We start from the raw sequence: 16,686 nt of genomic DNA on the forward strand, positions 1-16,686 counted from the left end.
TCTCCCCGCTCACACGTCCAGGTTCTGAACGCGCAGCGCGTTCGCTTCGATGAACTCGCGGCGCGGCTCGACTTCGTCGCCCATCAGGCTCGTGAACACGAGATCCGCCTCGACGGCGTCCTCGATCTTCACCTGCAGCAGCGTGCGCTTCTCCGGCTGCATCGTCGTCTCGGAGAGCTGCTCGGGATTCATCTCGCCGAGGCCCTTGTAGCGCTGGATCGAGAGCCCGCGTTCGCCGAGCTCGAGCACGCGCTTCAAGAGCGCGGTGCCCGTCGCGAAGCGCTCCGGTGCCCCCGCTTCGCTGCCGTCGGTTTCGCCGCCGAGGATGCGATAAGGCTCGGCGCCTTCCGCGCGCATCGCGGCCGCCAGCGCCGCGAGTCGCACGAGGTCCGCGCTCCGTAACAACTCGCCGTCGATCGTCGTGACCGTCGCGACACCGGAGCGGCGGGTCGTGGCGACGAGCCTCGCGCTGCCGTGCTCCGCGTCCGCCAGCGCCGCGAGCGCAAAGCCCCCCAGCGCGTCGGGATACAGCTCCGCGAGCTTCGCCTGAACGCGCGGTACGGCGCGCTCGAGCGCGGCGACGCTCGCGAGATCCGACTCCATGTTGAGCCCGGCTTGCAGCGCCGCGTCCGCAACGCGCGGATCGAGCCGCCGCAGCGCGAGGTGGTCCACGCCCTTGCGGTACTCGCTCGCGGCGGTGAGAAGGCGCCGCACGGCGTCGGGTGTGAGCTCGCGGCCGTCGTCACCGGCGGCGATGCGCACGCTCTCGAGCGCGAGGCCCTGCAGATACGCCTCGAGCGCCGCCTCGTCCTTCACGTACCGCTCGCTCTTGCCCTTCTTCACTTTGAAGAGCGGAGGCTGCGCGATGTAGACGTAGCCGCGATCGATGAGATCGCGCATTTGGCGATAGAAGAACGTCAACAGCAGCGTGCGGATGTGCGACCCGTCGACGTCGGCGTCCGTCATGATGATCACGCGGTGGTAGCGGGCCTTGCTGCCGTCGAACTCGTCGCCGAGACCGCAGCCGAGCGCCGCGATCAGCGCCTGAATCTCCGCGTTCGCGAGCATGCGATCGAGCCGCGCGCGCTCGACGTTCAGGATTTTCCCGCGCAGCGGGAGAATCGCCTGGAAGCTGCGATCGCGGCCCTGCTTCGCGGTGCCGCCGGCGGAGTTGCCCTCGACGATGAAGAGCTCGCTCTTCGCCGGATCGCGCTCCTGACAATCCGCGAGCTTCCCCGGGAGGCTGAAGTCGCTGAGCGCGCCTTTGCGCCGCGCGAGATCGCGCGCTTTGCGCGCCGCCGCGCGCGCGCGCGCCGCGTCGATCACCTTCGCGACGATCAGCTTCGCGACGCTCGGATTCTCTTCGAAGTACTCGAGCAGCCGCTCGTAGAAGAGACCCTCGACGAGCCCGCGCACTTCGCTGGTGCCGAGCTTCGCCTTGGTCTGCCCCTCGAACTCGGGCTGCGGCAGCTTCACGCTGATGACGGCCGTCAGGCCCTCGCGCACGTCGTCGCCGCTGAGCGTTTCGTCCGCGCCGCCTTTGCCGTTCTTGTTTTGCAGCGCGACGTAGCGCGCGATCGCGCGCGTCAGGGCCGTGCGAAACCCGATCAGGTGCGAGCCGCCTTCGACCGTGTTGATGTTGTTCGCGAAGGAGAAGACCGCCTCGTTGTACGAGTCGTTGTACTGGAGCGCGATCTCGACGCTGACCGGAATCTTGCGCGTGTGACCTTCGACGACGCGATCGCCCGAGACGTAGATCGGCGGCGCGTGGAGCGGCTGGCGTGCGCGCGACAGGTGTTCGACGAACGAGACGATGCCGCCCTCGAAGCAGAAGTCGTGCTCCTTGCCGCTGCGCTCGTCCTTGATCTGAATGCGCACGCCCGCGTTGAGGAACGCGAGCTCGCGCAGTCGCTGCGAGAGCGTGTCGAACGAGAAATCGGTGATCGGGAAGATCTGCGGATCGGGATGGAACGTGACCTTCGTGCCGGTCTTGTCCGTGGTTCCGATCTCGCGGAATTCGGACGCGGGCACGCCGCGCTCGAAGCGCTCTGCCCACACCTTCCCGTCGCGCTTGATCTCGACCTCGAGCCAGTCCGAGAGCGCGTTCACGACCGACACGCCCACGCCGTGGAGTCCGCCAGAAACCTTGTAGGTGCTCTCGTTGAACTTGCCGCCCGCGTGCAGTTTCGTGAGCACGATCTCGGCGGCTGGGCGCTTCTCGACGGGGTGCTCGTCGACGGGAATCCCGCGGCCGTCGTCGCACACCGTTACCGAGCCGTCGTCGTGAACCGTGACTTCGATCTCGCGGCAGAACCCGGCGAGAGCCTCGTCGATCGAGTTGTCGACCACCTCGTAGACGAGGTGATGAAGGCCATCGGGACCGGTGGTCCCGATGTACATCGCGGGGCGTTTGCGCACGGGCTCGAGGCCTTCGAGCACCTCGATCGAACTGGCGTCGTAGCTCACTGGCACTCATTCGCGCGGCGGCCGAATGGGGCGCTCGCGCTAGCAAACTCCGCCGCGATGGAGGGGCTGGCGAAGTCGGTGGAGCCTATCGGACGAGGCCTCACCGCAAAAGGGGAAAATGCGAGATAACTGCCGGGAGATGCTCGGTTTTCAGGCCGCGGGAAGGCCGCGCAAAGCCCTCAAAGCCGCATCGGCATGACGACCGCCAGGGAGTCCGCGTCGTCAGACGGACGGATCTCGACCGGCTTGTCCCCGTCCCGGAACGCGAGCTGGATTTCCTTTGCGTTCAGGGCCCCGAGGCAATCGAGCAGATACTTCGCGTTGAAGCCGATCGTCACGGCAGATCCCGCGAAGTCGATGTCGATCTCTTCTTGAGCCTCGCCCAGGTCCGGGCTGCTGGACGAGATCGTGAGCTTGCCCTCGCTGATGTCGAGCTTGATCGCTCGGCTGCGCTCGGCGGATAGCAGCGCAACGCGGCGCAAGGCGCGCACGAGAGGCTCCGCTTCGAGAGTGAGCTTGCGGTCCGAGGACTTCGGGATGACCTGCTTGTAATTAGGGAATTCGCCCTCGATCAGCCGCATCACCAGGGTGACGTCGCCCTTCCGAGCCAGGCCGTTGTTTCCTTCGAAACCGAGCTCGACTTCGTCTGCGTCTTCCTCATCCACGAGACGCTTGAGCTCGGCGAGGCCCTTGCGTGGAATGATCACGCCGCTCGCGAGACCGGTCGCTTGCGCGCCGATCAAGCGATCAACGAGTGCGAGGCGGTGACCATCCGTCGCCACCATTCGCAGCTTCCCATCGGCTGCGAGAACTTCGAAGTACACGCCGTTGAGGTTGTATCGCGTCTCGTCGAGCGAAGCGGCGTACATCGTACGCTCGATCATCTGGCTCAGGACCGCGGCCTGAAGTCGAACCATCTGCCCCGGGGAGAACTCCGGCAGCGTCGGATACTCCTCCGCCGCGGCACCCGCGAGGTTGAAGCGCGCGCGACCGCAGCGAAGCTCGACGTAGGACTGCGTGCTCGCGTCGAGCTGCACGCGCTCTTCCGGAAGCTCTCGCACGATGTCGTAGAGCTTTCGCGCCGAGACTGTGATCGCACCGGGCTTCGTCACCTGCGCGGCATGGGAGCCTCGAACCCCTACCTCGAGATCAGTTGCCGCAAGCTCGAGCTTTCCCGCATCGCCTTTTCCGGACGCCGTGAGGAGCACGTTCGCGAGGATCGGCATCGAGTTGCGCTTTTCGACGATCGCTTGGATTCGGCCCAAGCCGCGCTGCAGCTCGACTTTGTCGATTGAGATCTTCATCTCTTCCCTCGTGATCGAGTGATTGTTTCAGAAGTAATCAGAGCGCTCGACAAACGGACAAACTCGCGAGAACTGGTCGGGTCAGCTCGTTTTTCTCGCAAGCGCGTCGCGTAGGTTTTCCGTCGGAGAAAGGCGCTCGTCACCCCGTTCGGGACTTTACCATCGAGGTTTGAAGAGTGCGCCGCAATCTGGAGATTCGCAGCGCGGCATTGACACCAACTTCCGCGGGTGGGTAGCCTGCTGCGCTCTCTTTGCGGCTTCCCCTCGGCCGCAGCAGGAACCTCGTATGAAGCGCACTTTCCAGCCGAGTCGTATCCGACGAAAGCGCACGCACGGCTTTCGTGAGCGAATGAGCACGAAGGGTGGCAGAACGGTTCTTAGTCGCCGCCGCGCCAAAGGGCGCAAGCGTCTGGTCCCGACGATCAGCTCGAAGTAGCGCGCGACCTCTCGTTCGGAGTTCGCTGTGATCGACGAAGCCCCGCGTGGTGCGACGGGTTCTCAGCGTTTTCGGCGAGCTGATCGGATCCGCAGCAGCCGGGACTACGCGCGGATCCGCCGAGTTGGCCGCCGATACGGCGCTGAGAGCGTTTCTCTCGAGGTTGTGCCTCGCGAGCTGGGACCGCGGCTCGGGCTCGTCGTGGGCAAGCGCATCGGGAACGCAGTGGAGCGCACGCGTGTAAAGCGCGCGGTTCGCGAGTGGTTTCGCCTGCGGCGGAGCGCATTCGCGCACAGCGCTGACATCGTCGTGGTGGCGCGGCCCGGAGCGGCGTCCCGAACCACGACCGAGCTGTGGCACGAGCTCGACGCGACGATTGCGCGGGCGCAGCGATGACGGCGGAGCGAGGCGTCGTAGCGGTCTTGATCGCAGCGGTTCGCGTGTATCAGGTGGCGCTCTCGCCGGTCCTCGGAGGCGCCTGCCGGTTCGCACCGTCTTGCTCGCACTACGCCGTCGAGGCACTGCGCGAGCACGGGGCCCTGCGGGGCCTGTTGCTGGCACTCCGGCGGGTCAGCCGCTGCCATCCCTTCCACCGCGGTGGGTACGATCCGGTCCCCGCGGGAGATCGCCGTGGACCGTAACACGGTGATCGCGCTGCTCGCGACGGCCGCACTCTTCTTCGGTTGGCAGTCGTATCTGAGCCAGAAGTACCCGGATCGCGGTAAGCGGCCGCCGGTTGTCGAAGAGACACCCCCTGCCGAGGCGGAGTCTGCGGAGCCCACTCAGGAATTGCAGGCGACGACGGACGTGCGATCGCCAGAGAGCGCCACTCAGCCGCCGCAACCACGGCAAGAGCGAGTGATCGACGTTCAGCGGCCCGGTTACACGGCGAAGCTGACATCTCGGGGAGGCGCGCTGACTGAGTGGGTGCTCGCAGACTTCGACGACGCGTCGCTCCCCGGCAGGCCCCGAATCGGCCTCGTGAGCGGCGGTCCTTCTCTTCTCACACCGCTGGAGGGTCTCGGGGCACCCGGCGCTGAGTCGGTCGACTACGACGTGGTTCGTCCGTCGGAGGACGTGGTCGAGTTCAGCGCCGAAGTCGAGGGCGCATTCGTGCGGAAGACCTACCGGTTCGAGCCGGAGGGGTTCGGCGCGCGCCTCACGATCGAGGTGGAGAACCGAAGTCAGCAGCCGATCACGCCGGACTTCGGTGTGGTCTGGCCTGCTCGCCGCGGAAACGGCACGGAGTTCAACGAGTACAACCTGGCGGCATTCGCGACGGATGGCGTCGAACGCTTCGCGATTGCGCCGCTTCCTTCAATGCTCGGGATGGGCGGGGGGCCCGCCGAGGGCAGCCTGGATGTGGTTCCTACGCCCGGGGACGTGTTCGAGCTGGACTGGGCGGGTGTCGAGACGCGCTACTTCGTGGCCGCACTGCTTCCCGACAAACCGACGGAGGCTCGAGCTCGCTTCGTGGCGACGGAGCCCGGGCGAGAAGGACGGCTCGAGGTCTCGTTCGTGCCGGTGAGCCTTCCGCCGGGAACGCGACTCGCGCGGGAGTACCGGCTCTACATCGGCCCGAAGGAGCCGGAGCGTCTCGAGGCGTTCGGTGCCCACTTGGACGAGGCGATCCAGAAGGGCTGGGCGCCGAGCCTCACGCGGTTCTTCACGGCCGCGCTCACGCTGGTCCATCAAGGCGTGCCGAACTACGGGCTAGCGATCGTCGTGCTGACGTTCATCCTTCGCGTCGCCATGGCGCCGCTGATGGTGGGCCAGATGCGGTCGATGAAGCGCATGGCCGACCTCGCTCCGAAGCTGAAGGCTGCGCAAGATCGCTTCCCCGACGATCGGATGAAGCAGCAAGAAGCGATGATGGCGGTCTATCAGCAAGCCGGCGTCAGCCCGTTTTCCGCCTTCGGTGGATGCCTGCCGATGCTCCTTCAGCTGCCGGTGTTCGTCGGCTTCTACTTCGCGCTGCAGAGCTCGATTCAGCTGCGCCAGCAACCGTTCTTCGGCTGGATCAACGATCTATCGCAGCCGGAGAGCCTGTTTGTGATCCCGGGGATCGACCTTCACATTCGTGCTCTACCCCTGCTGCTCGGCTTCGCGATGTGGGCGCAGCAGCGGTTGACGCCGACGCCGGGAATGGATCCCGCGCAAGCGCGCATGATGCAGATCCTGATGCCTGTGATGATGACCGTGATGTTCTATCAGTTCGCGTCGGGCCTGGGCGTGTACTGGCTCGTGAGCACGCTGCTCGGAATTGCGCAGCAGCAGTGGACGAACCGCAGCAAACCGCAGACGGCATAGCCGAGAGGAACGCATGTACGATCCGAAGATCGAAGCGAAGGAATTTGTCGGAGACTCCTCGACGGAGGCGATCGCTCGCGCCGTGGCGTACTTCGGTCGGTCTGAGTCGGAGCTGCGCATGAGCGTGCTCAGCCAGGTGTCGGGCCTTGGGTCGCGGACGCTCGTCGTCGCGGTCCCCACCGACGCGCCCGCGCCGACGGAGCGCCGCTCTGAGCGAGAAGAGCGGCCCAGCGACCGCGGCAGGGGCGGACGGGATCGTGGCGAGAGGCGGGAGCGCCCAGATCGGCGGCCGGAGCGGAGGGAGCGCAGCGAGGAGGCACCGGCTCCGGCTGCTGCGTCGAGCCCATCGGTAGGGACCGCGCGCGGCGAGGTTGGGCCGGTCGGGCAGTACCTGCTCGGGATCGTCGAGCGGATGGAGCTTGGCTCCTTCGAGGTGAGCGCGTCCGAGCAGGACGGCTATCAGATTTTCGAGATCACGGGCGACGCCGTGAGGGGCCTGACGGCTGGCGACGCCCGTGCGCCTGAAGCGCTGCAGCTGCTCGCGAGTCAAGCGGCGAGCATCGGCCAGGACGAGCCCAAACGCGTCGTGGTCGATGTCGAGGGTGGGGCGCGAGACAAGCGAGACGAGCTCCTTCAGCGCGTGGCAGACCGGGCGGCAAAGCGTGCGCAGGAGACGGGCCGGAGCGTCGCGCTGGATCCGATGAGTGGGCGGGATCGGCGCGTGATCCACATGGCACTGAGGGGCGCGGACGGAATCGCCACGATGAGCATCGGTGATGGTCGCTATCGCCAAGTGCTCGTCGTTCCTGCGGCTGCCCCCGAGTACGCGGACGCAAAGGCCGCTGCTGACGCAGCGAACGGCTGAGCCCGAGCGTTCCACGTGGAACGCACCCGCGCAGAGCTCGCTCGCCTACTCACGCCAGCCGCCACCCACTGGGACGTCGACCTGGAAGTGGCGCTCCCGCGTTTGGCGGTCTTCGCGGAGCTCCTCCTCGAATGGGGAGCCCGCATCAACCTGACCGCGGCTCGTTCTCTCGCGGATTTTTGCTCCGAGCATCTCGCCGACGCCTTCCCGGCGCTTCCCTATCTGCCGAGTGCTGGTCGGTGGATCGATGTTGGTTCGGGCGCCGGCCTACCCGGGATCGTCCTGGCGATCGCGCGGCCCGACCTCCAGGGGACTCTGCTCGAGCCGACCCAGAAGCGAAGGGCCTTCTTGAACGCAGCGATCAGAGCCCTTGGCCTGACGACGAAGGTGGAGGCCGACCGTCTCGACGAGCACGCTGAACGCGTCGGCGCGCTCTACGACGTCGCCATCTCGCGAGCTGTGCTCCCGCTGCCAGCATGGCTCGAGCAGGGGCGAGCCTTAGTTCCGTCAGGAGGGAGCGTGATCGGCTTCGCCAGCGCGGCGACCGCAGCATCCGCGCCCCCGGAAGCCGAGGTGCGCTGGTACGACGTGGGGGCTGGCCCCAGGGCAGTAGTTCGGGTTCGAGTCTGATCGGCTGCGTTCCACGTGGAACGAATTGGCGCTCCCTCTGATAGAGTCGCCGCGAGGAACGGGGGTGGGGGTGACTCTGGCAATCGAAGACTCCGACCCCCGCCTCGCCCGCGTGATTGCGGTCGTGAATCAGAAGGGCGGCGTTGGAAAGACAACGACCGCTGTAAACCTCGCCGCCAGCCTGGCCGCGGCGGAACGCCCCGTCCTCCTCGTGGATTTAGACCCGCAGGGAAACGCGAGCAGTGGGCTGGGGATAAATGCCCCGCGGGTTCAGCTTTACGACGTGCTTGCGGGTACGTCGACTGCGGCGGGGGCGCTTCAACCGACCGCGCTTTCGCACCTGCATGTCTTACCCGCAGGTCCCGATCTCGCAGGCGCCGAGATCGAGCTGGTCTCGGTGGAGGCGCGCGAGTCGCTGCTCCGCGAGGCGCTCGCGCAGCTTCTTCCGCACTACGACTTCATCTTGATCGACTGCCCGCCGTCGCTCGGGCTGCTCACGCTGAACGCGCTGGTCGCGGCGAACGCAGTGCTCGTTCCGCTGCAGTGCGAGTACTACGCGCTCGAGGGCCTGGCGCGGTTGTTAGGGACGATCGAGCGCGTGCGAGCCAGCTTCAACGCCGCGCTCGAACGCGAGGGCATTCTGCTCACGATGGTCGATCGGCGAGCGAATCTGTCGCAGCAAGTCGAGAACGACGTGCGCACGCACTTCGGCACCGCGACGCTCGGCGGAGTGTTCTCGACGGTGATTCCGCGCAACGTGCGCCTCAGCGAGGCGCCGAGTCACGGCAAGCCCATCCTGCTGTACGACATCAGCTCGCGAGGCGCCGTCGCCTACCTCCAGCTCGCCGAAGAGTTGTTACGGCGCCATCCGCGCCCGAGCCGCAAGCCCCCAGCGCTCGGCGCCTGATTTCTCACCCGGTCCCGCTCGAAGGAGTTCTCATGGTGATTCGAAAAGGCGCACTCGGGCGCGGCCTCGATGCGCTGCTTCCCGGTGCTCCGCAGACGAGAGCGGCGCCGATGGGCGCGAGTGAGCTGCGCGCGGCCGCGATCGAGCTTCCGATCGACGCCATCGCGCCCAATCCCCAGCAGCCGCGCCGCGTGTTCGCCGAGGCCGATCTGGATGCGCTCGCGGACTCGATTCGCCGTCACGGCGTCCTACAGCCCGTGCTCGTGCGTGAGGCGCCTGCGGGCTCCCCGCGCAAGTACGAGCTCGTCGTGGGCGAGCGGCGTTGGCGTGCATCACAGCGCGCCGGTCGCGCCACGATTCCGGCGACGATCCAGAACATCACGCCCCAGGCTCTACTCGAAGTGGCCCTGGTCGAGAACGTGCAGCGGCGCGATCTCAATCCGATCGAGCTCGCGCTCGCGTTTCGCGCGCTGGCAGACGCAGGCCGCACGCAGGAGCAGATCGGCGAACAGGTCGGCCTCGAGCGCTCGACGATCGCGAATCACCTGCGCCTTCTCGATCTCTCGAAGGAGGCGCAGGAGGACGTCGAGAGCGGGCGGCTCAGCGTCGGCCACGCGAAGGCGCTGCTCCAGCTTGCGAATCCCGAGCGGCGCCACTGGCTGCGCGACCGCATTCTCCACGAGCAGCTCTCGGTGCGCGCCGCCGAGGAGCTCGCCCGGGAGCTCGCGGGCCCTCGCGCGGCGCCCGCTTCGGCGTCGCCTCGCACGCGCGCGCCTGCCGCGGTCGACCCGAACCTGCGTGCGTTGATCGACCAGCTCGAGTCCCATTTGATGACGCGCGTCCGCATCCAGCTCGACGGTCGACGCGGGAACATCTCGATCGATTTCTCGAGCCCGGACGAGTTCTCGCGCCTCACCGCGCTGATCCTCGACGGAAAGCGTCTGTGAATCGCGACCTGGACGATTCTCCGCGCCTCGGTCCGGGCACGAGCTTCGACGGCGTACTGTCGTTCGAGGGCACCCTGCGCGTCGACGGTCAGCTCGCGGGCGCCGTGCTCGCCCACGCGGGCTCGCTCGTCGTTGGCGCGGGCGGGCGCGTGAACGCGCGCATCGAGGTCGCCGAGCTCGTGCTCGCGGGCGTACTCGTCGGAGACGTGATCGCGCGGCGCCGCGTGGAGCTGCTGCCCGGCGCGCAGCTCGAGGGCAACGTCACGTCGCCGCGGCTCGCGATCGCCGACGGCGGGCGTATCGCCGGCCGTTGTCTCACGGGCGCGCAAGCGCTCGCGGCAGCGCCAAAATCTCCTTGAAACTCGGCTCCGATCTGCGAATTTCCGCGCCGCCCCGGCCCGGGTCACTCCGGGCCGGATTCGCTTTCGGGACGTGACGTTCGCAGGGCGCCGCAATCGCTGCCCATGCCGACTTCGCGGCCCGTCGCAGATGAAATCGTTTCGGGCAGGCCTCGGTCGGGCGTCGTGATCCGCGTCCAGCTCGGTCGGCCAGCGGAGCACGGACACAGCCCATGACCTCGCGCACGATCGTCGCGCTCGCGGCCCTCGGGATCGCACTCGCCGCGGCGCCCGCGTTCGCCGCCGGCGATCTGAGCATCTTCCCAGACCTGATCGAGGACGCGCTCTACGGCACGCACGGCGGCGAGATCGCCGCGAGTCCGTGGAAGAGCACGTGGCTCCAGCTCGTCGTGCTGTTCGTGGTGATCGTGTTTCCGCTGAACAGGCTGATCTTCCAGCCGCTCTTGAAGACGCTCGAGCAGCGCGGCGAGAAGATCGAGGGCGCACGCAGCCGCGCGAGTGCGATCACGAAGCAAGCGGACGACGTGTTAGGGCGCTACGAGACGGCGGTCGCCGCCGCGCGCCGCGAAGCCGAAGGCGTGCGCCGCGGGGCGCTCGAGAGCGCGCGCGGCGAGCAGGCGCGCATCAGCGCGGACGCGCGCAGCGCGGCCGAGCGCGAAGTGGCGCAGGCGCGCGCCGGCGTCGCGAGCGCACTCGAGAACGCGCGCAGGGCGCTGCGCAGCGAGACCGAGCGGCTCGCGGGCGAAGTCGCGAGCAAGGTGCTCGGGAGGCCGCTCGCGTGAAGAAGCTCGCGCTCGCGTTGCTGCTCGCACTCGCGCCGCTCGCGGGCTTCGCCGCGTCGGAAGAGCACGCCGACCACACGAAGGATCTGATCTTCGAGTGGGTGAATCTGCTGATCCTCGGCGGCGTGCTCGTCTACTTCGCGCGCAAGCCGGTCCAGGACTACCTCGGCAGCCGCCGCGACACGATCGCGAAGAACATCGCGACTTCCGAGCAGTTGTTACGGGACGCCGAGGCGAAGCTCGCCGAGTGGAACACAAAGGCCGCGCGCCTCGACGCGGACATCGTGGAGATCATCGAGGCGACCCGCAAGGGCGCTCAGGTCGAGAAGGCCGCGATTCTCGCCGACGCCGAAGCCACCGCATCGCGCATTCGCCAGAGCGCATCGGGCGTCGTGGAGCGCGAGCTGCGCGCCGCGCGCGAGTCCCTGCGCAAGGAAGCGGCGGAGCTCGCGGTCACGCTTGCGGGCACGATCCTGCGCGAGCAGACCACCGACGCGGACCGCAGCCGCCTCGTCGACGAGTTCATCGCGAAGGTCGAGTCGGGCCCTGGCGCCGGAGGAGCGCACTGATGGCCTCGGTGACCGCACCGCGCCGCTACGCACGCGCGCTCTTCTCGATCGCGAGCGAGGACGGCTCCGTCGCCGCCGTGCGCGCGGAGCTGCGCGGCCTCGGCGCGCTCCTCGAGGCGAGCCCGGAGCTGCGCGACGTGCTGCTCCAGCCCCTGCACTCCGCCGCCGAGCGCCGCCGCGTGCTCGAGGGTGTCGCGGAGAAGCTCGGCGCGAGCTCGCTCTTGCGCCGCTTCTACTCGTATCTGATCGATCAGCGCCGCCTCGTCGCGTTCGATCAGATCGAGGCCGAGTTCGTGCGCCTCGCCGACGAGGCCGCGGGCAAGAAGAAGGCGCGCGTGAAGAGCGCGCAGCCGCTCAGCGCGGACCAGCAGGCGCGCCTCGCTCGCGCGCTCTCGGCGCGCGCCGGCACGACGGTCGAGCTCGAGGTCGAGGTCGACCCGGCGCTCGTCGGCGGACTCGTCGCGCAGATCGGCGACACGGTTTACGACGGCAGCCTGCGCACGCAGCTCACCCAGCTGCGCAGCACGCTGCTCGGTAGCTAGCCCTACGAGCTCAACGCAGCAGACAGAGACACGGAGCCAAGCGATGGATCTTCGTCCCGGCGAAATCACCGACATCCTGAAGCGCGAGATCAAGGACTACGGCCGTCAGATCGACGTCGCCGAGACTGGCACCGTGCTCTCGATCGGCGACGGCATCGCGCGCGTCTACGGCCTCCAGTCCGCGATGGCCGGCGAGCTCGTGTCGTTCCCGGGCAACGTCTCGGGGATGGTGCTGAACCTCGAAGAGGACAACGTCGGCATCGCCGTGATGGGCGAGGCGAACCACGTGCGCGAGGGCGACCTGGTGCGCCGCACGGGCCGCATCGTCGAAGTGCCGGTGGGCATGGGCTTGTTGGGGCGCGTGGTCGACGCGCTCGGCAACCCGATCGACGGCAAGGGCCCGATCCAGTCGACGGAGTCGCGCCGCGTCGAGCTGAAGGCGCCGGGCATCGTGACGCGCAAGAGCGTCACGCAGCCGCTGCAGACGGGCATCAAGGCGATCGACGCGATGGTTCCGATCGGCCGCGGCCAGCGCGAGCTCATCATCGGCGACCGCCAGACGGGCAAGACCACGATCGCCCTCGACACGATCATCAACCAGAAGGGCGGCGATGTCTTCTGCATCTACGTCGCCATCGGCCAGAAGCAGTCGACCGTCGCGCAGGTGGTGGACAAGCTCACGCAGTTCGGCGCGATGGACTACACGATCGTCGTCGCCGCGACGGCGAGCGAGCCGGCGCCACTGCAGTTCATCTCGCCCTACACGGGCTGCACGATGGGCGAGTGGTTCCGCGACAACGGCAAGCACGCGCTGATCATCTACGACGATCTCACGAAGCAGGCCGTCGCCTACCGCCAGCTCTCGCTGTTGTTGCGGCGCCCGCCGGGCCGCGAGGCGTATCCCGGAGACGTCTTCTACCTGCACTCGCGCCTGCTCGAACGCGCGGCGAAGCTGAACGACGAGCTGGGCGGCGGCTCGCTGACGGCGCTGCCGATCATCGAGACGCAGGCCAACGACGTGTCGGCGTACATCCCGACGAACGTCATCTCGATCACGGACGGCCAGATCTTCCTCGAGACGGACCTCTTCAACTCCGGCGTTCGCCCCGCCATCAACGTCGGCATCTCGGTGTCGCGCGTGGGCGGCGCAGCGCAGATCAAGGCGATGAAGAAGGTCGCCGGCACGCTGAAGGGCGCGCTCGCGCAGTACCGCGAGATGGCGGCGTTCGCGCAGTTCGGCAGCGACCTCGACAAGGCGACGCAGGAGCAGCTCGCGAACGGCGAGCGCCAAACGGAGATTCTGAAGCAGCCGCAGCACAAGCCGCTCAGCGCGATCGAGCAGGTGATCTCGATCTTCGCCGCGTCGCCGCAGGGCGGCCGCAAGAGCTGGGTGCGCGACCTCGCGGTCGGCGACGTGCGCCGTTACGAGAGCGAGATGCTCGCGTACATGCGCGCGAACCACGCCGCGCTGATCGAGAAGATTCGCCAGAGCGCCCAAATCGGCGGCGACGACGAGAAGGCGCTGAGCGCCGCGCTCGACGCGTTCACGCTGGTGTTCCAGCCGAGCGCGAAGGCTGACTAACTAGGGTCGAGCGGCCGAGGGTCAGATGCCCAGTACCAAAGAAATCCGCCGCCGGATCCGCACCGTCCAGAAGACGAAGCAGATCACGAGCGCGATGCGCATGGTGTCGGCGGCGAAGCTGCGGCGCGCGCAGGACGCGATCCTCGCGGCGCGCCCGTACGCGAAGCGCATGTACGCCGTGCTCGGCGAGATCGGACGGCGCCACAAGGACGCGGAGCATCCGCTGCTGAAGCCGCACGCGCGCAATCAGGTGCACGAGCTGATCGTCGTGACCTCGGACCGCGGGCTGTGCGGCGCGTTCAACGCGAACGTGCTGAAGCGCGCGCAGGCCACGGCGCGCGAGCTCGTGGGGCGAGGTCTGACCGTGGTGATCACGCCCGTGGGCAAGAAGGCGGACGAGTTCTTCCGCCGCCGAAGGCTCGGCGCGATTCAGCGCGTCTGGAGCGGCCTCGGCACGATCGGCATCAAGCACGCAACGGAGCTCGCGGAGCATCTCGCGAAGCGATACGAGAGCGGCGAGATCGACGGCGCGACGCTCGTCTACGCCGAGTTCGTCTCCGCGCTCACGCAGACGCCGCACGCGGATCCGCTGCTTCCCCTCGCGCCCGCCGAGGACATCGCGAGCGCCGGCGGCGCGGCGCTGCCGTTCGAGATCGAGCCCGATGCGAACAAGCTGCTCGAGACGCTCGTGCCGCAGGCGCTCGAGTTCACGCTCTACCGCGCGCTGCTCGAGAACCAGGCCGGCGAGCACGCCGCGCGCATGGCCGCGATGGAGAACGCGACGCGCAACACGGAAGAGCTGATCGGGAGCCTCACGCTCCAGTACAACCGCGCGCGCCAGGCCGCGATCACCAAGGAGCTGATGGAGATCGTGTCCGGCGCCGAGGCGCTCAAATAACAACTCGCGCTCGCGCACGTCGCGAGCGGCTCAGAACCGCGAAGAAGGAAACCAGCGATGGCGACCGCAGGCACGAACGGCAAGGTGACGCAGGTGATGGGTCCGGTGGTGGACGTCGAGTTCCCGCCGGGCGCGCTGCCCGAGATTCTGACCGCGCTGCGCACGACGAACCCGAACATCGACGCGCGCGAGAACAACCTCGTGCTCGAAGTCGCGCAGCACCTCGGTGAGAACTCGGTGCGCGCGATCGCGATGGACACGACGGACGGCCTGCGCCGCGACCAAGCCGTGGTGAACACGGGCGACATGATCAAGGTCCCCGTCGGCCCCGGCACGCTCGGCCGCATCACCAACGTGATCGGCGAGCCCGTGGACGAGCGCGGCCCGGTGAAGGCGACCGCGCAGTGGCCGATTCACCGCCCGGTGCCGGAGTTCATCGATCAGTCGATGGCGGTCGAGCCGCTCGAGACCGGCATCAAGGTGATCGACCTGATCGCGCCCTACCCGCGCGGCGGCAAGGTCGGTCTGTTCGGCGGCGCCGGCGTCGGCAAGACCGTCGTCATCCTCGAGCTCATCAACAACATCGCGAAGCAGCACGGCGGCTACTCGGTGTTCGGCGGCGTGGGTGAGCGCACGCGCGAGGGCAACGACCTCTGGCACGAGATGATGGACTCGAAGCTGGCCGACGGCTCGACGGTGCTCGACAAGGCCGCGCTCGTGTACGGCCAGATGAACGAGCCGCCGGGCGCGCGCGCCCGCGTCGGCCTCTCGGCGCTGACGTGCGCCGAGTACTTCCGCGACGAAGAGGGCAAGGACGTACTGCTCTTCATCGACAACATCTTCCGCTTCACGCAGGCCGGCTCGGAAGTGTCGGCGCTGCTCGGCCGCATCCCGAGCGCCGTCGGTTACCAGCCGACGCTCGCGACGGACATGGGCGCTCTGCAGGAGCGCATCACCTCGACGACGAAGGGCTCGATCACGTCGGTGCAGGCGATCTACGTGCCCGCGGACGACCTGACGGATCCCGCGCCCGCGACCGCGTTCACCCATCTCGATGCGACGACCGTTCTCTCGCGCGCGATCTCCGAGAAGGGCATCTACCCCGCGGTGGATCCGCTCGACTCGACGAGCCGGATTCTCGACCCGCTCGTGGTCGGCGAGGAGCACTACCGCGTCGCGCGCGGCGTGCAGCAGACGCTGCAGAAGTACAAGGACCTGCAGGACATCATCGCGATCCTCGGCATGGACGAGCTCAGCGAAGACGACCGCCTCACGGTGGCGCGCGCGCGCAAGATCGAGCGCTTCCTCTCGCAGCCGTTCCACGTCGCCGAAGGCTTCACCGGCACGCCGGGCGTCTACGTGCGGCTCGAGGACACGATTCGCTCGTTCAAGGAGATCCTCGACGGCAAGTGCGACGACCTGCCGGAGCAGGCGTTCTTCATGGTGGGCACGATCGAGTCGGCGCGCGAGAAGGCGAAGACGCTCGCCTAACAATTGCCCGCGGAGCCAGCGATGCCGTTTCATCTCACAGTCGTGACGCCCGAGGGCGAGGCCTTCGACAAGGCCGTCGACTCCGTCGTGCTCCCCGGCAGCGAGGGCGAGTTCGGCGTGCTGTCCGGCCACGAACCGTTCATGACCGCGCTCCGCCCGGGCGCGATGCAGATCCAAGCCGGTGCCGAGACGCTCTACGCCGCGGTCGGACGCGGCTTCGCCGAGGTGCACGAAGGCGCAGCCAGCGTGCTCGTCAGCAGCTGCGAGTTCGCCCACGAGATCGACCGCTCGCGCGCCGAGATCGCGCGCGACCGCGCCCGCAAGCAGCTCGAAGAGATGCGCGGCTCGTCTGAGGGTGAGGCGGCCTACCAGGAGCTTCAGGAGGCCTACTCGCGCGCCGTCGCGCGGGTGGCCGCCACGGACAAGTTCAAGGGCTGACCTGCTCGAATCCCCTCGCGATTAGCCCGCAGCGGGACTAAGGCGCTTTCCCCTGACGCCCGAAAAGACTCTCGCCGGAAGCTGGCGGCGGGGGGTCGGTGCGCGAAGCGGAAGACAGTCGAGCGGGGGGGGGGGGGGGGGGGGGCGCGCGCCCCGCGGG

General features: G+C 68.0%; 18 protein-coding genes. 16 read left to right on the forward strand and 2 right to left on the reverse strand.

What is annotated here, in order from left to right:
* Positions 1-9 precede the first annotated feature (9 nt).
* Both gyrB and dnaN read right to left on the reverse strand, forming a co-directional pair.
* Positions 10-2,472, reverse strand: coding sequence for a DNA topoisomerase (ATP-hydrolyzing) subunit B (gene gyrB / locus FJ091_15690; protein MBM4384794.1), 2,463 nt, complete (start codon positions 2,470-2,472; stop codon positions 10-12).
* A 173-nt stretch (positions 2,473-2,645) separates the two neighbouring features.
* A complete protein-coding gene (gene dnaN / locus FJ091_15695) occupies positions 2,646-3,770 on the reverse strand; it encodes a DNA polymerase III subunit beta (protein MBM4384795.1) in 1,125 nt (374 codons plus the stop codon).
* A gap of 286 nt (positions 3,771-4,056) precedes the next feature.
* Here dnaN and rpmH point away from each other — a divergent pair, with 286 nt between their 5' ends.
* The 16 genes from rpmH to atpC all read left to right on the forward strand — a co-directional run bounded on the left by rpmH (position 4,057) and on the right by atpC (position 16,526).
* Complete coding sequence (rpmH, locus tag FJ091_15700; protein MBM4384796.1) at positions 4,057-4,206, forward strand: 50S ribosomal protein L34; 150 nt, start codon at positions 4,057-4,059, stop codon at positions 4,204-4,206.
* 27 nt (positions 4,207-4,233) lie between these two features.
* A complete protein-coding gene (rnpA, locus tag FJ091_15705; protein MBM4384797.1) occupies positions 4,234-4,602 on the forward strand; it encodes a ribonuclease P protein component in 369 nt (122 codons plus the stop codon).
* Positions 4,599-4,847, forward strand: coding sequence for a membrane protein insertion efficiency factor YidD (gene yidD / locus FJ091_15710; GenBank protein MBM4384798.1), 249 nt, complete (start codon positions 4,599-4,601; stop codon positions 4,845-4,847). Before rnpA ends, yidD begins: the two co-directional genes overlap by 4 nt.
* Positions 4,848-4,851: 4 nt before the next feature.
* Positions 4,852-6,516, forward strand: coding sequence for a membrane protein insertase YidC (yidC, locus tag FJ091_15715; GenBank protein ID MBM4384799.1), 1,665 nt, complete (start codon positions 4,852-4,854; stop codon positions 6,514-6,516).
* A gap of 13 nt (positions 6,517-6,529) precedes the next feature.
* Complete coding sequence (locus tag FJ091_15720; GenBank protein ID MBM4384800.1) at positions 6,530-7,381, forward strand: hypothetical protein; 852 nt, start codon at positions 6,530-6,532, stop codon at positions 7,379-7,381.
* A gap of 15 nt (positions 7,382-7,396) precedes the next feature.
* Positions 7,397-8,011, forward strand: a complete 615-nt coding sequence (rsmG, locus tag FJ091_15725; GenBank protein ID MBM4384801.1) for a 16S rRNA (guanine(527)-N(7))-methyltransferase RsmG — start codon at positions 7,397-7,399, stop codon at positions 8,009-8,011.
* Between the two features lie 82 nt (positions 8,012-8,093).
* Positions 8,094-8,918: a ParA family protein gene (locus FJ091_15730; GenBank protein ID MBM4384802.1), complete on the forward strand. Its 825-nt coding sequence runs from the start codon at positions 8,094-8,096 to the stop codon at positions 8,916-8,918.
* A gap of 32 nt (positions 8,919-8,950) precedes the next feature.
* Positions 8,951-9,865, forward strand: coding sequence for a ParB/RepB/Spo0J family partition protein (locus FJ091_15735; GenBank protein ID MBM4384803.1), 915 nt, complete (start codon positions 8,951-8,953; stop codon positions 9,863-9,865).
* The gene (locus FJ091_15740) at positions 9,862-10,224 is read left to right on the forward strand and encodes a polymer-forming cytoskeletal protein (GenBank protein ID MBM4384804.1); all 363 of its coding nucleotides are present in this window, start codon (positions 9,862-9,864) and stop codon (positions 10,222-10,224) included. Before FJ091_15735 ends, FJ091_15740 begins: the two co-directional genes overlap by 4 nt.
* Before the next feature lie 212 nt (positions 10,225-10,436).
* Positions 10,437-11,006, forward strand: a complete 570-nt coding sequence (locus FJ091_15745; GenBank protein ID MBM4384805.1) for an ATP synthase F0 subunit B — start codon at positions 10,437-10,439, stop codon at positions 11,004-11,006.
* Positions 11,003-11,575, forward strand: coding sequence for an ATP synthase F0 subunit B (locus tag FJ091_15750; protein MBM4384806.1), 573 nt, complete (start codon positions 11,003-11,005; stop codon positions 11,573-11,575). The genes FJ091_15745 and FJ091_15750 overlap by 4 nt, the downstream gene beginning before the upstream one ends.
* On the forward strand, positions 11,575-12,117 hold the full coding sequence (atpH, locus tag FJ091_15755) for an ATP synthase F1 subunit delta (GenBank protein MBM4384807.1): 543 nt from the start codon (positions 11,575-11,577) through the stop codon (positions 12,115-12,117). Before FJ091_15750 ends, atpH begins: the two co-directional genes overlap by 1 nt.
* Positions 12,118-12,160: 43 nt before the next feature.
* On the forward strand, positions 12,161-13,699 hold the full coding sequence (locus FJ091_15760; GenBank protein ID MBM4384808.1) for a F0F1 ATP synthase subunit alpha: 1,539 nt from the start codon (positions 12,161-12,163) through the stop codon (positions 13,697-13,699).
* Between the two features lie 25 nt (positions 13,700-13,724).
* On the forward strand, positions 13,725-14,597 hold the full coding sequence (gene atpG / locus FJ091_15765) for an ATP synthase F1 subunit gamma (GenBank protein MBM4384809.1): 873 nt from the start codon (positions 13,725-13,727) through the stop codon (positions 14,595-14,597).
* Positions 14,598-14,654: 57 nt separating this feature from the next.
* A complete protein-coding gene (atpD, locus tag FJ091_15770) occupies positions 14,655-16,088 on the forward strand; it encodes a F0F1 ATP synthase subunit beta (GenBank protein MBM4384810.1) in 1,434 nt (477 codons plus the stop codon).
* A 21-nt stretch (positions 16,089-16,109) separates the two neighbouring features.
* Entirely contained in the window at positions 16,110-16,526 is a 417-nt protein-coding gene (atpC, locus tag FJ091_15775) for an ATP synthase F1 subunit epsilon (GenBank protein ID MBM4384811.1), read from the forward strand.
* Positions 16,527-16,686 lie beyond the last annotated feature (160 nt).

The sequence above is a fragment of the Deltaproteobacteria bacterium genome (genome assembly GCA_016875395.1).
In the GTDB taxonomy this organism is placed as follows: domain Bacteria; phylum Myxococcota_A; class UBA9160; order UBA9160; family UBA6930; genus VGRF01.

Excerpts from the sequence above, each read along its gene's own strand:
- FJ091_15760 (MBM4384808.1), top strand. The coding sequence starts at position 12,161 with ATGGATCTTCGTCCCGGCGAAATCACCGACATCCTGAAGCGCGAGATC.
- atpC (MBM4384811.1), top strand. The coding sequence starts at position 16,110 with ATGCCGTTTCATCTCACAGTCGTGACGCCCGAGGGCGAGGCCTTCGAC.
- atpD (MBM4384810.1), top strand. The coding sequence starts at position 14,655 with ATGGCGACCGCAGGCACGAACGGCAAGGTGACGCAGGTGATGGGTCCG.
- rpmH (MBM4384796.1), top strand. The coding sequence starts at position 4,057 with ATGAAGCGCACTTTCCAGCCGAGTCGTATCCGACGAAAGCGCACGCAC.
- atpH (MBM4384807.1), top strand. The coding sequence starts at position 11,575 with ATGGCCTCGGTGACCGCACCGCGCCGCTACGCACGCGCGCTCTTCTCG.
- FJ091_15745 (MBM4384805.1), top strand. The coding sequence starts at position 10,437 with ATGACCTCGCGCACGATCGTCGCGCTCGCGGCCCTCGGGATCGCACTC.
- dnaN (MBM4384795.1), bottom strand. The coding sequence starts at position 3,770 with ATGAAGATCTCAATCGACAAAGTCGAGCTGCAGCGCGGCTTGGGCCGA.
- FJ091_15735 (MBM4384803.1), top strand. The coding sequence starts at position 8,951 with ATGGTGATTCGAAAAGGCGCACTCGGGCGCGGCCTCGATGCGCTGCTT.
- FJ091_15720 (MBM4384800.1), top strand. The coding sequence starts at position 6,530 with ATGTACGATCCGAAGATCGAAGCGAAGGAATTTGTCGGAGACTCCTCG.
- atpG (MBM4384809.1), top strand. The coding sequence starts at position 13,725 with ATGCCCAGTACCAAAGAAATCCGCCGCCGGATCCGCACCGTCCAGAAG.
- yidD (MBM4384798.1), top strand. The coding sequence starts at position 4,599 with ATGACGGCGGAGCGAGGCGTCGTAGCGGTCTTGATCGCAGCGGTTCGC.